The sequence below is a fragment of the Nitratireductor sp. XY-223 genome (genome assembly GCF_004959855.1).
Lineage (GTDB): Bacteria > Pseudomonadota > Alphaproteobacteria > Rhizobiales > Rhizobiaceae > Hoeflea_A.
In genome coordinates this window covers 259,203-273,998 of sequence record NZ_SPNT01000003.1, presented here as the reverse complement: position 1 = coordinate 273,998, position 14,796 = coordinate 259,203, and the positions used below count along the sequence as shown (strand labels likewise).

The 14,796-nt window shown below is 62.5% G+C and carries 15 protein-coding genes and 1 pseudogene; 11 read left to right on the top strand and 5 right to left on the bottom strand.

The window, feature by feature from the left end:
• Positions 1 to 79 precede the first annotated feature (79 nt).
• The 3 genes from hdaA to E4M07_RS12835 are packed head-to-tail and all read right to left on the bottom strand — an operon-like array spanning position 80 to position 2,485.
• Positions 80 to 808: a DnaA regulatory inactivator HdaA gene (hdaA, locus tag E4M07_RS12845; RefSeq protein ID WP_136658747.1), complete on the bottom strand. Its 729-nt coding sequence runs from the start codon at positions 806 to 808 to the stop codon at positions 80 to 82.
• Positions 783 to 1,910, bottom strand: a complete 1,128-nt coding sequence (locus E4M07_RS12840) for an AI-2E family transporter (protein ID WP_136658746.1) — start codon at positions 1,908 to 1,910, stop codon at positions 783 to 785. Before E4M07_RS12840 ends, hdaA begins: the two co-directional genes overlap by 26 nt.
• A 32-nt stretch (positions 1,911 to 1,942) precedes the next feature.
• The gene (locus E4M07_RS12835; protein WP_136658745.1) at positions 1,943 to 2,485 is read right to left on the bottom strand and encodes a CDP-alcohol phosphatidyltransferase family protein; all 543 of its coding nucleotides are present in this window, start codon (positions 2,483 to 2,485) and stop codon (positions 1,943 to 1,945) included.
• Positions 2,486 to 2,829: 344 nt separating this feature from the next.
• Between E4M07_RS12835 and purM the strand changes: the two genes are divergently transcribed.
• Both purM and purN read left to right on the top strand, forming a co-directional pair.
• Positions 2,830 to 3,897, top strand: coding sequence for a phosphoribosylformylglycinamidine cyclo-ligase (gene purM, locus E4M07_RS12830; protein WP_136658744.1), 1,068 nt, complete (start codon positions 2,830 to 2,832; stop codon positions 3,895 to 3,897).
• Positions 3,894 to 4,589 (top strand): phosphoribosylglycinamide formyltransferase, encoded by a 696-nt coding sequence (gene purN, locus E4M07_RS12825; RefSeq protein ID WP_136658743.1) that lies wholly within the window; start codon positions 3,894 to 3,896, stop codon positions 4,587 to 4,589. The genes purM and purN overlap by 4 nt, the downstream gene beginning before the upstream one ends.
• 3 nt (positions 4,590 to 4,592) lie before the next feature.
• Here purN and E4M07_RS12820 read toward each other — a convergent pair whose 3' ends face one another.
• Complete coding sequence (locus E4M07_RS12820; protein WP_136658742.1) at positions 4,593 to 6,695, bottom strand: molybdopterin oxidoreductase family protein; 2,103 nt, start codon at positions 6,693 to 6,695, stop codon at positions 4,593 to 4,595.
• A gap of 172 nt (positions 6,696 to 6,867) precedes the next feature.
• On the opposite strand from E4M07_RS12820, the pseudogene rlmJ reads away from it, so the two are divergent.
• The 9 genes and pseudogenes from rlmJ to E4M07_RS29085 all read left to right on the top strand — a co-directional run bounded on the left by rlmJ (position 6,868) and on the right by E4M07_RS29085 (position 14,218).
• A pseudogene (gene rlmJ / locus E4M07_RS12815) lies at positions 6,868 to 7,719 on the top strand (23S rRNA (adenine(2030)-N(6))-methyltransferase RlmJ).
• 133 nt (positions 7,720 to 7,852) lie between these two features.
• Positions 7,853 to 8,284, top strand: coding sequence for a hypothetical protein (locus E4M07_RS12810; protein ID WP_136658741.1), 432 nt, complete (start codon positions 7,853 to 7,855; stop codon positions 8,282 to 8,284).
• A 17-nt stretch (positions 8,285 to 8,301) separates the two neighbouring features.
• Positions 8,302 to 8,958: a ribonuclease T gene (locus E4M07_RS12805; protein ID WP_246660443.1), complete on the top strand. Its 657-nt coding sequence runs from the start codon at positions 8,302 to 8,304 to the stop codon at positions 8,956 to 8,958.
• Positions 8,959 to 9,001: 43 nt separating this feature from the next.
• Complete coding sequence (locus E4M07_RS12800; RefSeq protein WP_136658740.1) at positions 9,002 to 9,595, top strand: glutathione S-transferase; 594 nt, start codon at positions 9,002 to 9,004, stop codon at positions 9,593 to 9,595.
• A gap of 129 nt (positions 9,596 to 9,724) precedes the next feature.
• The gene (locus E4M07_RS12795; RefSeq protein ID WP_136658739.1) at positions 9,725 to 10,669 is read left to right on the top strand and encodes a calcium/sodium antiporter; all 945 of its coding nucleotides are present in this window, start codon (positions 9,725 to 9,727) and stop codon (positions 10,667 to 10,669) included.
• 212 nt (positions 10,670 to 10,881) lie between these two features.
• The gene (uvrC, locus tag E4M07_RS12790) at positions 10,882 to 12,828 is read left to right on the top strand and encodes an excinuclease ABC subunit UvrC (RefSeq protein WP_246660464.1); all 1,947 of its coding nucleotides are present in this window, start codon (positions 10,882 to 10,884) and stop codon (positions 12,826 to 12,828) included.
• 86 nt (positions 12,829 to 12,914) lie between these two features.
• The gene (gene pgsA / locus E4M07_RS12785; RefSeq protein WP_136658737.1) at positions 12,915 to 13,499 is read left to right on the top strand and encodes a CDP-diacylglycerol--glycerol-3-phosphate 3-phosphatidyltransferase; all 585 of its coding nucleotides are present in this window, start codon (positions 12,915 to 12,917) and stop codon (positions 13,497 to 13,499) included.
• The gene (gene moaD, locus E4M07_RS29090) at positions 13,499 to 13,753 is read left to right on the top strand and encodes a molybdopterin converting factor subunit 1 (protein ID WP_169054204.1); all 255 of its coding nucleotides are present in this window, start codon (positions 13,499 to 13,501) and stop codon (positions 13,751 to 13,753) included. Before pgsA ends, moaD begins: the two co-directional genes overlap by 1 nt.
• A gap of 3 nt (positions 13,754 to 13,756) precedes the next feature.
• On the top strand, positions 13,757 to 14,218 hold the full coding sequence (locus E4M07_RS29085; RefSeq protein ID WP_169054203.1) for a molybdenum cofactor biosynthesis protein MoaE: 462 nt from the start codon (positions 13,757 to 13,759) through the stop codon (positions 14,216 to 14,218).
• A gap of 48 nt (positions 14,219 to 14,266) precedes the next feature.
• Here the strand turns inward: E4M07_RS29085 and ndk are convergent, their stop codons facing one another.
• Positions 14,267 to 14,689, bottom strand: coding sequence for a nucleoside-diphosphate kinase (ndk, locus tag E4M07_RS12775; protein ID WP_136658736.1), 423 nt, complete (start codon positions 14,687 to 14,689; stop codon positions 14,267 to 14,269).
• Positions 14,690 to 14,796: the final 107 nt, after the last annotated feature.

The window sequence follows — 14,796 nt, the reverse complement described above, 5'->3', positions numbered from 1 at the left end:
GCCATTCCGTTGTGGCCGTTGTGGCTCAATCCTATATCGCGGACCGTGATATGGCCACGCAGCAAAAAGTCTATGACAGTTACGTGTCATAACCGTCCGCTTCCATTTCAGCGAGCACTTCCGACGCGAGCGAGCGCGTTATTTTGCCTCGCCGGGCCATTGCCAGGCGATCCATGCGCGCCACAATCCACTGTGCGGCGTCCAGCGAGCGCTCCATGCGCTGCACCAGATAGGATATTACTTTAGGGTCGATCACTATCTGCCTGTCAGCAAACAGTTTTTCGATCACCTGCTCGAGAAGCTCATCGTCCGGCTCGCCAATCTCCACGGTGGTGGCCGCACGCAGCCTCGAGCGAAGGTCCGGCAGGGTGACGGGCCAGGCAGCCGGCCAGATGCGCGTCGTGATCATCATGCTCGTCTCGTTTTCGCGCACCGTGTTGATCAGGTGAAAAAGCTGTGTATTGTCGAAGCCGCGCCGGTCAATGTCCTCGATCAACACCGGACCGCGGCTCGCAAGGTCCAACTCCTCACCTGAATCGGCCTTGGCGAAGACCGACGCGGCGCCCGACCGGCCTGCCCATATGTTCGCCAGATGGGTCTTGCCGGCCCCGGTGGGTCCGGCGAGGATGACGACGGGCGAAGGCCATTGCGGCCACAGGTCGACGAGCCCCACCGCCGCACTCAGCCGATCGGAAACGACGAGGTCGTCCCGGCTGCTGCTGGGGCTGTGTGCGAATTCGAGCGGCAATTGCCCGCCCGACGGATCGGGCGCCTTGTCACCGCTACTGCGCGTCGTCTTTTTCTGCATCGTCCTGAACGGCCGCCGATGCGGTCGCGTCGTCGTAGAGATCGCTTTCCAGATATCGCTTCAATGCAAATCGCACAAGCACCGCGAGCGCTGCCGATGCCGGGACCGCCACAAGAAGGCCGACAAAGCCGAAGAGCGAACCGAAGGCAAAAAGCGCGAACATCAGCCACACGGGATGCAGTCCGACGCTGCGGCCGACGAGGCGCGGTTGCAGGATGTTGCCCTCGATGAACTGACCGGAAAAGAACACCGCCGCGACAACCGCAATCCAGACATAGTCAGGCCAGAACTGAACCAGCGCCACGCCGAGTGCCAGCACCAGTCCGACGATCGAACCGACATAGGGGATGAAGCTGATCAGGCCGGCGAACAGGCCGATGAGCAGCCCGAAATTCAGCCCGGTCAGCGTCAGCCCCGCGGCGTAATAGATACCGAGGATGATGCAGACGCTGCCCTGGCCCCGCACGAACCCGGCGATCGCCTTGTTCATGTCGGTGGAAATCTCCTGCACCGCTTCGTAGTGCCGGCGCGGTATCCACCGGTCGACCGCTTCGATCATGTCGTCCCAGTCGAGCAGCAGATAGAACGCGACAACCGGCGTGACCACGAACAGCGAGGCGATATCGGCAAGCGCCTTGCCGGAGTTCCACACCTGCAGGAACAGCTGGCCGACGAGCCCGGCCCCTTGCGACAGGAGATCACCGAAGGCGGTTTTCAGGTCCGGAAGCTCGGAGCCGATCCAATTGTCCAGCCATTGCAGATTGACAGAAGCGATGAGCGACTGAAGCTGGGAGGCGTATTCGGGCAGTTTGGAAATCAGACCGCTCGCCTGGCTCGCAAGAATCGGCACGACGATCATCAGAGCGATGACGAATATCAGCAGGAATGCGATGAGAATCAGGATCGTCGCGATGAGCCGCGAAACGCCCCAGCTTTCCAGCTTGTCGGCAACAGGATCCAGGAAATAGGCCAGCGCCATGCCGGCGACGAACGGCAGGAGAATGCCCCGGAAAACGTAAAGAAACAGGCCGAATGCAAGCAGTGCGGACAGCCAGAATACGACCTGCCTGCGCAGGGATGCCCTGCTGATCTGCGTTACCATGGCGTACCCCGCTATTATTCGCGCATATCGTCCTAGTGACCGTTAGCCCCGGCCATGTGGTCGATCCAGACCTTGAGATAGGCCGCCGCCGAAAGGATGGTCAAGGCCGTAACGAAATAGATCAGTATCACGCGAAGGTCGCCGAACGTGACATTGAACGCGAGCTCCGCAAGCACAACCGCCGCCAAGGCGATCTGGAAGGCTGTGTTGGCTTTTGAAACAAGGATCGGGTTCATGTCGAGCGGCTGCGACATGACGCTGGACAGGATGACGGCAATGACAATCAGGATGTCGCGCGACACCACAAGAACCACCAGCCAGTGCGGCAGGTGGCCGAGGATCGCCAGCATGATGAACACGGTCACCAGCAGCAGCTTGTCGGCAATCGGATCGAGATAGGCGCCGAGTTCCGTCTGCTGGTTGTAGTGGCGGGCGATGAATCCGTCGACGCCGTCCGAGATGCCGGCAATGACGAAAATCACGAAGGCCGGCATCATTGCGCCGACCAGCAGCGAATAGACCACTGCCGGCACCATCAGGAAACGCAAAACGGTTATAATATTCGGTATCGTCATGCGTCAGGATCGCCCAGAGCAAAATCGCACATTGCACAAACCCTCCAGCGCAAGCAACGATTGCATCAGGAAACGAAATTCCCGACGCCACTTCGGCGCAGCCGTTGCTTGTTCAATCGGGCCGGATTCGGCGAATATTCCCAATATGTCGTTTTGTCCATCCACAAATTCAACGCCTGTACAAGGGTTTACCCAGAAATATGTCCGTTTTGCATCGAAATGCGCGAAGCCGGCGACCGCCGGCCGCACCGCATTTGTCGACCGCTTATGCAGACGGAGCCTTGCCTCGCGGGACAGGACATGTCATTTCGCCCGGAAACGGAACGCTATGCCAGAGGACGCGCATGACGCAGCGCACGAACGGGCTGACATACAGTGACGCGGGTGTCGACATCGACGCCGGCAACCGCCTGGTGGATCGAATCAAACCCCATATACGCGCGACGCGCCGAAGCGGCGCCGATGGCGAAATCGGCGGTTTCGGCGGCTTGTTCGACCTGCGTGCCGCCGGCTTCGAGGACCCGGTGCTTGTCGCCGCGAATGACGGCGTCGGAACCAAGCTGAAGATCGCCATCGAGTCGGGTGTCCATGACACGGTGGGCATCGATCTTGTCGCCATGTGCGTCAACGACCTTCTGGTGCAGGGCGCCGAGCCGCTGTTCTTCCTCGACTATCTGGCGACCGGCAAGCTGGAGGTCGACCAGGGTGAAGCCATCGTTGCCGGCATCGCCAGCGGTTGCATCGATGCCGGATGCGCCCTGATCGGCGGCGAGACGGCCGAGATGCCGGGCATGTATTCCGGCGAGGACTACGACCTGGCGGGCTTCGCCGTCGGCGCGGCAGAACGCGGCACCTTGCTGCCATCCGGCGATATTGGCGCCGGGGACGTATTGCTCGGCCTCGCATCCTCGGGCATTCATTCCAACGGCTTCTCGCTGGTGCGGCGGATTGTCGAAACCGCCGGACTGTCCTGGGACGCGCCGGCGCCGTTCGACGCCGATAAACCGCTCGCCGAAGCGTTGCTTACCCCGACGCGCATCTACGTGCGGCCCGTCCTGCAGGCAATCAGGGAAACAGGCGCGATCAAAGGGCTTGTGCACATCACCGGAGGCGGCTTTCCCGAGAACATCCCGCGAGTCCTGCCGGACGGCGTGGCCGCCGAGCTGGATCTCGGCGCGGTCAGCGCGCCGCCGGTCTTTGGCTGGCTGGCGCGAACCGGAGGCGTCGAGAACGCCGAGATGCTGCGCACGTTCAATTGCGGGATCGGGATGATCGCGATCGTCAGCGAGGAAAATGCGCCTGAAGTCCGCCAGGCCCTCGCCGCCGCTGGAGAAGCTGTTGTCACGCTCGGCCGTCTGGTAGCGCAAAACGATGGCGAACGTGTTCTCTACAAGGGCGCGCTCGCCTTATGAACGCCGCCCGCCAACCGTCCCCCAACGAACGCAAGCGCGTCGTCGTGATGATTTCCGGGCGCGGCTCCAATCTCGGCGCACTGATTTCGGCCAGCATGGCCAGTGATTTTCCCTGCCGCATCGTTGGCGTGGTTTCGGACAAGGCGGATGCCGGTGGCCTGCAGCTTGCGGCGGACTACCACATTGCAACGCATGTTGTCGAACGCAAGGACCACGCGGATCGCGAATCGCACGAGGCGGCGATTCAGGCCGTGCTCGAGGCAATGCGGCCGGACGTTATCTGTCTCGCCGGCTACATGCGCCTGTTGTCGGGTGACTTCGTCGCCAAATGGATGGGTGCGATGATCAACATCCACCCTTCCCTGCTGCCGAGCTTCACCGGCCTCGACACCCATCAGCGTGTTCTGACCCATCAGGTCCGGTTGCACGGATGCAGCGTTCACTTCGTCACCGAGGGGATGGACGAAGGGCCGCTGATCGCGCAGGCGGCGGTTCCGGTGTTGCCGAATGACGACGTCGAATCCCTCGCGGCACGGGTCTTGAAAGCCGAACACCGGCTCTATCCGTCGGCGCTCAGGTTGGTGGCCGAAGGCAAGGTCAAGATCACCGACAGCGGCACGGTCCTGCTGCGCGACTACCCGTCAGCCGACGACGACGCAGTCCTATTCTCGCACGAAATCGACGACGAGTAGGGCTCAGGTCCTCAGCCAGACATGATTGTCGTGGAACGCAGCGCCGCCGAAGGGCGCAATGCTGTCGGCGCCGGTCAGCACGTTGATGCCCTCTCCATCGACGAAGGCGCGGTTGGGCCAAAGACCCTCGGAAACCAGAACGCCGGATTGCAGGCCGTCGACAAGGCGCGCATGCAGCCGCACGCTGCCGCGCTCATTGCCGATGGTCACCAGGTCCCCGTCTGCGATCTGCAGGCTCGCCGCGTCGGTGCGTGCGATCATCACCTCCGGCCGACCCTCCCGTTTGCGCGATGATTCGGTTTCGCTGAACGTCGAATTCAAGAACGTGCGTGCCGGACTGGTCGCAAGCCGGAAAGGATGTTCCTCGTCCTGCGTTTCTATGAGTTCGACATGATCCGGGAATGCCGGCAGCCGGTCGTGGGGTCCTTGCGGGCCCATGGATTCAGGAGGCCGATTGGGCGCCTGCGCATCCTGCCAGCGGAGCCGAAGCCGGAATTTGCCGTCCGGCCAGCCGAAGCCGTGAACGAAATGCGATGTCTCGAAATCGGGCTGGCAGTCGATCCAGCGGTTTTCGGAGAGCGCCGCCAGGTCCCCGTGGCCGGAGCGCTGCAGCAGGTCGTCGATCAGTGTTTCGGCATCCGCCTCGAACACCGACCGATCGGCAACGCCCAGCCGCTTCGCCAGCTCGTTGACGACCTCCAGGTTTGAACGCGGCCCGTCCGGCGGCTCGATGAGCTTCGGCCCCAGCACGATGTACTGGTTGCCGCCGCCGCGGTAGATATCGTCGTGCTCGAGGAACATCGTCGCCGGCAGGACGATGTCGGCCATCATGGCCGTCTCGGTCATGAACTGCTCGTGTACGGCGACAAAAAGGTCGTCGCGCGCGAAGCCCTGCCTGACCTTGCGCTGCTCGGGCGCAACGTTGATCGGGTTGGTGTTCTGGATAAACAGGGCGGTGACGTCCGGGCCGCCCTGCAAGGCCCCGGCATCGCCGGTCAGCACGCGTCCGATCTGCGATTGGTCGAGATGGCGTATGCCCGGATCGCGCAGCGCCGTGCCCATGATTTCGGACTTGTCGAGACCGAAGATCGCGTTGTTCGAATGAAAGGCACCGCCGCCCTCGTATTTCCAGGCACCGGTGACAGTGGCGATGCAGGATGCCGCGTGCATGTTGACGACACCGTTGCGCTGCCGGGAAAACCCGTATCCGAGCCTGAAATAGGTGCGCTTTGACTTGCCGATGAGATGCGCGAACGCTTCGATCTCTTCGACGGAGAGTCCCGTGATCGCCGCCGCCCAATCGGGTCCGCGGGATTTGAGGTGCTCCTCCAGGCCCGCGGCATCGTCCGCGTAGCGCGCCAGGTAGTCGCGGTCGGCAAGGCCGTCGCGAAACAGGACATGCATGACCGCGCAGGCCAGTGCTCCGTCCGTTCCGGGTTTCAGGATCAGCTTGACGTCCGCCTGCTTCGCCGTCGGATTGTCGTAGATATCCACCACCACGATCGTGGCGCCGCGCTCCTTGCGCGCGCGGGTCGCGTGGGTCATGACATTGACCTGCGTCGATACGGCGTTGGTGCCCCAGATGACGACACAATCGGATTTGGCCATCTCGCGCGGATCCGGCCCGGCCACCGTCCCGGCGCCCAGAAAAAACCCCGTCCAGGCGGCATTCGTGCAGATGCTGTCGAACTGTCCGGAATAGCGTTTGGCATGGCGCAGCTTGTTGATCGAATCGCGCTGCACAAGCCCCATCGTGCCGGCATAGTAGTAGGGCCAGACCGTTTCCGAGCCCAGTCGCTGCTCGGCCGTCAGCAGGCGCTCTGCCGTTATGTCCAGGGCGTCGTCCCAGGCGATCTCCTGCCAGTCGCCGTCTCCCCTGCCCCCGATACGGCGAAGCGGTTTCAAGAGACGGTCCGGATGATGGACGCGTTCCGCGTAGCGGGCGACCTTGGCGCAGATCACGCCTGCGGTGTAGCTGTTGTCGCGCGAGCCGCGGACGCGCCCGATCGTCCGCTCGTCGACGAGATCGACCTCCAGGGCGCATGTCGACGGGCAATCGTGCGGACAGGCCGTGTAGCCGGTGTGATTCGAGGTCGCCTGACTCATCCAAATCCCTAATTTTGACACGTTGAAAGGCATATAGAGCAAAGGCGATGTCGATAAAACCGATTCGGGCGGCCGCTGTCCGCCACTTTCGATTCGGCAATCGCCGCCATTGCAGTAAAGCGGGTGCATCAAGAACACCCTTGCATAACAAGACACGGGGCGCGAGGTCAGTTTGGACGACAGGCATATCCATCACGCAGGCAATTTCGCGGATGTGCTGAAACACGCTGCCCTGGCGCGCGTCGTCACCCATCTGCAAAACAAGGAAAACGCCATCCGCGTGGTCGACACCCATGCCGGCGCCGGCCTTTACGACCTGACCTCAGAGGAGGCACAGAAAACCGGCGAGTGGCATGCCGGAATCGGCCGGCTCCTGAATGCGCGACTGCCGGAGGAAGCCGACCGGCTGCTGGAGCCCTATCTTTCCGTGGTTCGGGCGCTCAACCCGGACAACGGCATCTCCCGCTACCCCGGCTCTCCGAAACTGGTGCGGGAACTGTTCCGGGAACAGGACCGGCTGTCGGCCATCGAACTGCACCCGCAGGATGGCGAAGCGCTGCGAAGCCTGTTTGACGGAGACTATCAGACGCGGGTGACGACACTCGACGGCTGGCTGGCGCTCGGCGCTCACCTGCCGCCAAAGGAACGGCGCGGCGTGGTGCTTGTCGATCCCCCTTTCGAGTTGGAGGGCGACTACGATCGCCTGGTGGACGGGCTCGCCCGGGCCTATGGCCGCTGGCAGTCGGGGCTCTATTGACTGTGGTATCCGATCAGGGCCGGTGCGCCGATCGCCGAATTTCACGAAAAACTGAAGGCGCTTGGAATTCCCAGGATCCTGTGCGCAGAACTGAATGTGTGCGATGCCGTTGAGACGGCCGGCCTCAGCGGTTCGGGGATCATTTTTGTCAACGCACCGTCGACGCTCGAAGACGAGCTCGCGGTCCTGCTGCCGGCGCTGGAAAACTGCCTCGCCCAGTCGGCGCGGTCGGGCTATTCCGTCTTCTGGATTGCCAGGGATCACTAATATGCCTTCAAAGGCGCGCGCGAGGCGATACGAGGCTTGACGCGGCGCCGATCGAGGCCCATCCTTCGCGGCGGAGAGGCAGACATCCGTTCCCGGCTCAGTGGCCGGCCAAGCAACGAGGGGACCGTAATTCATGCTCCGCATCATCGCCTTGCGATTCGTACTTGCCGTTTCCGTTTTCGTGCCCGGAATTCTTGCCGGCACCGTTGCGCCCGCGCAGGCATTCGGGCTCCACTGGTTCAAGGCCTGTGACAGTCCCGCGGTCCTGCGCACGATTCGCCACCGTTTCAGCATTGCCGACCGCAATGTGCTGCATCTGGACCTGGCGATCGAAGACTATTTCAATATCCATCAGAACCGATACACGCCGAGCACCGATACCGAACTGATCGCACGGCGCTACTGCCACGGCCAGGTGGCCATGAGTGACGGCCGCACCCGTTACATCTGGTTCCTGATCGAGAGCGGCCAAGGCTATGCAGGCATCGGCGACAATGTGGAATTCTGCATATCCGGGCTCGATCCCTGGCATATATACGGTGCCAACTGCCGGTCGGTCCGATAGGCGAAACAGCGATAGCGATGTGCATACGCGTCCTGGCCCTGGCCGGGATGCTGGTGCTTTGCGGCTGCGACCAGCCGACCGAAGCCTCGCCGTCGGGCGCGTCCGGCTTCGATTTCTACGTTCTTTCCCTGTCCTGGTCGCCAAGCTATTGCGAGGCCGAGGGCGAGCGCGCCAACCGCGAGCAGTGCAACAGCGCACGCCGCTACGAATTCATCGTGCACGGGCTGTGGCCGCAATTCGAGAACGGCTATCCGGAATATTGCGGCGCAGACATAGAGCGGACCAGCAGAGACATCGAGGACCGGCTGCTCGATATCATGCCGAGCCGCGGTCTGATCCGGCATCAGTGGAAGAAGCACGGCAGTTGCTCCGGCCTGCCCCAGGCCGAATATTTCGATACACTCCGCGCCGCGCATGAGCGCATCGCCATACCGTCCCTCGCAATGGAACCGGGCCAATACCGGACCGTGTCGCCGGCCGAGATCGAGCGGGCCTTTCTGCAATCAAATCCGGGCCTTGCAGAAGACCATGTCGCCGTGACCTGCGATCGCCGCCGATTGCGCGAGGTGCGCATTTGCCTGACCACGGACCTCAAGTATCGCTCGTGTCCGGAAGTCGACCGCCGCGCATGCCAGCGCCCGTCGATCGTCCTGCCGCCAGCCCGCAACCGCTGATTTCCAGAACACAATCGTGAAGACCAATCGAAGGATCCGCCCGATGAAGATTTTGTACGCACCCGCTTCACCCTATTCGGCCAAGGTCCGAATGGCGGCGCGCTATTGCGGCCTTGAAGCGCAATCGGTCGCCGTGGACACCAACGCCGATCCGGCGGAACTGGTCGACGCCAATCCGCTCGGCAAGATTCCGACACTGATCGACGGTGACACGGCGGTCTATGACAGCCGGACCATCATGCAGTTCCTCGACCGAAAAAGCGGCAAGAAGCTCTATCCGCGCAATGCCGGCAAAAGGACGGAAGCGGAAGTGATGGAAGCGCTTTGCGACGGCATCACCGACTGCCTTCTGGCGATGGTCTACGAGAACCGCTTTCGCCCGCTGGAGAAAATGCACCAGCCCTGGCTCGACCGCCAGTGGTCGAAAATCGAGCGTTCGCTGGACTATCTCAATGACAACCTGCCACGCACGACAAAGAAGCTGCATGGCGGCCACTTCGCGCTGGCGAGCCTCATCGGTTATCTGGCGCTGCGCTTTGACGGACAATGGGAGCGCGGCAGGCCAAAACTGAAAAACTGGCCCGGGAAATTCTCGAAATTCTTTCCCGAATACGATGAGTACAAGTCGAAAGGCTGATCAGACCAAGCAAAACGCCCGGCGATAGTTCGCCGCCACAGCATTGCGTTTCGACCGCCCGAACCTATATGCAGGGGACCGCAAGAAACTGCGAAAATCCAATCCCTGAAGCCCGGACCGCCTGTTTTCATGATCAGTTTCCTCATTTTGATAGCCGGGCTGACGCTTCTGATTTTCGCGGGAGACTATCTGGTTCGGGGGGCGGTCGCGCTTGCCGAGAAAATCGGCATCAATCCGCTCATCATCGGCCTGACAATCGTTGCCTTCGGCACGTCGGCGCCGGAGCTGGTCGTGTCGCTGAAGGCCGCATTCACCGGCGTCTACGGCATCGCCATCGGCAATGTCGTCGGCTCGAATATCGCCAATGTGCTTCTGGTGCTGGGTGCACCGGCCCTCATTGCCCCGATCGCGTGCAAGGAGGGCGGCATCGGGTTCAGCCTGCTGGTGATGGCCGTCATGACGGTTGTGCTGATGGTCATGATGAGTTCGGGCGTGCTGACGCATCTCGACGGGCTCGCGCTGCTCGCGCTGCTTGGAATTTTCCTCGGCTGGCAGTTCGTGCACGCCCGCAAGGACCTGGCATCGGCCCAGCTTGGAGGCGACTACCACGAGGAACTTGACGAACTGCCGGCGGAGAATTCCCGGATCGTCGCCTATCTCCTGTTCGGCCTGATCGGCTTGCCGCTGGGCGCCCAGCTCACCGTCAACGGCGCTGTCGACATCGCCCGCCTGTTCGGCGTCTCCGAAACGATCATCGGTCTGACAATCGTGGCGATCGGCACGTCCCTGCCCGAGCTCGTCACCACGGTCATGGCCGCCTGGCGCGGCAGCGGCGCGGTCGCCATCGGCAACGCCGTCGGTTCGAACATATTCAATATCGGCGCCATACTCGGCATCACCAGCCTGCTTCACCCGCTCTACGTACCGGCACGCATCACCATGATCGACATGTGGATCATGGCCGCGGTCACCGCGCTGGTCATCGTCCTGGCGCTGATGTCGCGTTCGATCAGCCGGTGGGGCGGTTTCATCATGCTTGCGCTTTTCATCACCTACGTCGTGGCGGTTTTCTAGATCAAGTCCGCTCTGCCGCCGCCGCACCCGACATCCGAAAACGGTGTGGAACATCACGCCCCGCGTTGCGCCATCATTTGACAGGCTGTCGCCGCAGCCTCACATAATGGCATTGAAACCCCTGGAAGGACCCGATGGCGAAGGCGGATCAAGCGGCGCCCGATGGCGTCGTCGACACGGATCGCGGTAATGCGAAAGACCGGCCGGCCGGCATTGACGGCTGGGACGACGGCGGACGTGCCGGTTCGGGCCTCAAGGGCGCGGAGCTGATCCAGGCTCTCGTCAAGATCCTTCCGAACGCGCCGGGCGTCTACCGGATGCTGAACGACAAGGGCGACGTGCTTTATGTCGGCAAGGCGCGAAGCCTGAAGAAAAGGGTCACGGCCTACGCACAGGGGCGCGGCCACACGAACCGCATCGCCGGCATGGTGCGCGCGACGACCAATATGGAGTTCGTCACCACCCGCACCGAGACCGAGGCCCTGCTGCTGGAGGCCAACCTCATCAAGCGGCTGCGGCCGCGGTTCAACGTTCTCATGCGGGACGACAAGTCGTTTCCCTATATCCTGCTGACGGAGGACGGACTGCCATCGGGCATCTACAAGCACCGCGGCGCCCGGTCCCGCAAGGGATCCTATTTCGGCCCCTTCGCCTCGGCGCAGGCCGTCGACCGGACGATCAATTCGCTGCAGCGGGCCTTCCTGCTGCGCACCTGCACGGATTCCATGTACGAGAGCCGCACGCGTCCTTGCCTGCTCTACCAGATCAAGCGCTGCGCGGCGCCGTGCACCGGCGAGGTCTCGGACGGGGACTACGCGGCGATGGTTGCCGAGGCCAAGGACTTCCTTTCCGGCAGGAGCCAGAAGGTCAAGGCCGCCATGTCCGGGGCGATGCAGGAAGCATCCGAGGCGCTGGATTTCGAGCGGGCGGCCATCTACCGCGACCGGCTCGCGGCGCTGTCGCACGTGCAGAGCCATCAGGGAATCAATCCGAACACCGTCGAGGAAGCGGACGTCTTTGCCATCCACCAGGAAGGCGGCATGAGCTGCATCCAGGTGTTCTTCTTCCGCACCGGGCAGAACTGGGGCAACCGCGCCTATTTCCCGAAGGCCGATGCGTCGCTGTCGCCGGCGGAAATCCTCGAGGCCTTCCTGTCGCAGTTCTATGACGACAAGCCCTGCCCCAGGCAGATCCTGATCTCGGAGGCCGTGTCTGAGCAGGATCTGCTTTCGGAAGCACTGTCGCTGCGGGCCGGCCACAAGGTCGCGATCAACGTGCCGAAACGCGGCGAAAAGCGCGACCTGATGGACCACGCCCTGATCAACGCCAAAGACGCGCATAACCGGCGGCTGGCGGAGACGTCGACGCAGGCGAGCCTTTTGAAGGGATTTGCCGACGTCTTCGGCCTCGAAAGGGCACCGCGGCGCATCGAGGTCTACGACAACTCGCACATCATGGGTACGAATGCCGTCGGCTGCATGATCGTCGCCGGGCCGGACGGTTTCGTCAAAAACCAGTACCGCAAGTTCAACATCAAATCGAAGGACCTGACGCCGGGAGACGATTTCGGCATGATGCGCGAAGTCATACAGCGGCGGTTCTCGCGGCTGGTGAAAGAGCACGGACTACCGCAGCCTGACGATACCGGCGCCGACGCGCCCGACGACGGCGAGGACAAACTGGACACGGCCGTGCCAGTGTGGCCCGATGTCCTTCTCATCGACGGGGGCCAGGGTCAGCTGTCTTCGGTCAGGGCCGCGCTCGATGACCTCGATCTTGCGGACAGCGTCGCGGTCATCGGCGTTGCCAAGGGCGTCGACCGGGATGCGGGCCGCGAGCGGTTCTTTTCCGCCGGAAGGAAGGCGTTCTCGCTGCCGCCGCGCGATCCGGTCCTGTATTTTGTCCAGCGCATGCGCGACGAGGCGCACCGGTTCGCCATCGGTACCCACCGGGCCCGGCGAAAGAAGGAAATGACCGCCAACCCGCTGGACGAGATCGCCGGCATCGGGCCCGCCCGGAAACGTTCGCTGCTGCATCATTTCGGAACGGCAAAGGCCGTTTCGCGTGCCGGGATCGAGGATCTTCGCAGCGTCGAGGGCATCTCCGAGGCGATGGCGCAATTGATCTACGACCATTTCCACGAGGACGCGGCCGGCTGAGCAGGCCGGCGTTTCTCCAGATTGATTGTTGACGCCGCGGCAACAGCCCTATTTGTATGGTGGCGACTTCGAGCAGATGAGGCCCCATGGCATCGCACACCTACAATATTCCCAATCTTTTGACCTACGGGCGCATTGCAGCGGTGCCTCTGATCGTCCTGTGCTTCTTTGTCGAGGGACGCCTGCACGGATCCGATCTGGCGCGCTGGAGCGCGCTGGCGCTCTATATCGTCGCGTCGATAACCGATTTCTTCGACGGCTATCTCGCGCGGATCTGGAACCAGACCTCCAATATCGGCCGCATGCTCGATCCGATTGCCGACAAGCTGCTGGTATCGTCGATCCTGCTCCTGCTGGCAGCGGACGGAACGATCGCCGGATGGACCATATGGGCGGCGATCATCATCCTTTGCCGCGAAATCCTGGTTTCGGGCCTGCGCGAATACCTTGCCGAACTGAAGGTGTCGGTGCCCGTTACGTGGATCGCAAAATGGAAGACCACCGTGCAGATGATCGCCATCGGCTTCCTGCTGGCCGGACCGGCCGGCGAGGTTTACATACCGCATACAACGGCAATCGGCATCGGACTGTTGTGGATCGCGGCGCTGATCACGATCTATACCGGCTACGATTACTTTCGCGCCGGTCTCAAACATGTTGTGGAGGACTGATGGTCAAGCTGGTCTATTTCGCCTGGATCCGCGAGCGCATCGGCAAGAGCGAAGAGAATATCGAGCTGCCCGAAGGCATCGATACCGTTGCCGATCTGATCGGCCACCTCAGAACACGCGGCGAGGAATACGCGCTTGCCCTGGAGGTTCCGGAAGTCATCCACGTGGCGATCAACCAGGAACACCGCCAGCACGGGGACCCGATCGGCGGCGCGCGCGAGATCGCGCTGTTCCCGCCCATGACCGGGGGCTGAGCCGTGCCGGGCGAGCCGACGATACGCGTCCAGGCGGAGGATTTCGACCAGCAGGCCGAGATCGCCGCGCTGACACGCGGCAGGCGCGATATCGGCGCGGTCGTCAGCTTCACCGGGCTGTGCCGCGACGAGGACGGTGCGCTGGCGGCGCTGGAACTCGAACACTATCCGGGCATGGCCGAAGCCGAAATGCGGCGCATCGCCGACGAGGCGTGCCAACGCTGGCCGCTCGACGGCATCACCGTCATTCACCGCTTCGGGAAGATCGCGCCGGGCGAGAACATCGTTCTCGTCGTCGCCGCCTCGCAGCACCGACAGGCCGCTTTCGACGGCGCCGCCTTCCTGATGGACTTCATGAAATCAAAAGCGCCGTTCTGGAAACGCGAAATCCGCAAGGACGGCAGCGAGGGCGCCTGGGTGGATGCGCGCGATACCGATCAGGACGCGCTGGAGCGCTGGCGCTAGAAAAAGCCGCCGCCGGTGCGGCGACGGCCAATGATATCTTGCTGAATTTCAGCCGACGATCTCTGTGCCGGAGAACCAGTAGGCGATCTCCTCGGCTGCCGTTTCCGGCGCGTCGGAACCGTGAACGGAGTTCTCGCCGATCGACAAGGCGTATTTCTTGCGGATCGTGCCCTCGGCGGCGTCAGCCGGGTTGGTCGCACCCATGATCTCGCGGTTCCTGGCAATCGCGTTCTCGCCCTCGAGCACCTGGACGACAGTCGGGCCGGAGGACATGAACTCGGTCAGTTCGCCAAAAAAGGGACGCTCCCTGTGCACGGCGTAGAAGCCTTCCGCTTCCCGCAGGCTCATCCAGACACGTTTCGAAGCGACGACCTTCAGGCCGGCCTCCTCGAACATCCGGGTTATTTCTCCGGTCAGGTTGCGCTTTGTGGCATCGGGCTTGATCATCGAAAAGGTGCGTTCGATCGCCATGAAATTCTTGTCCTTGCATTTGTTTGCGGGGGATTTGCGCGCTCTATAGCCTTGCCGGACGGGCAAGACAAGGGCCCGGCCAGGCGTATCCATCGATGCCTGCCGCC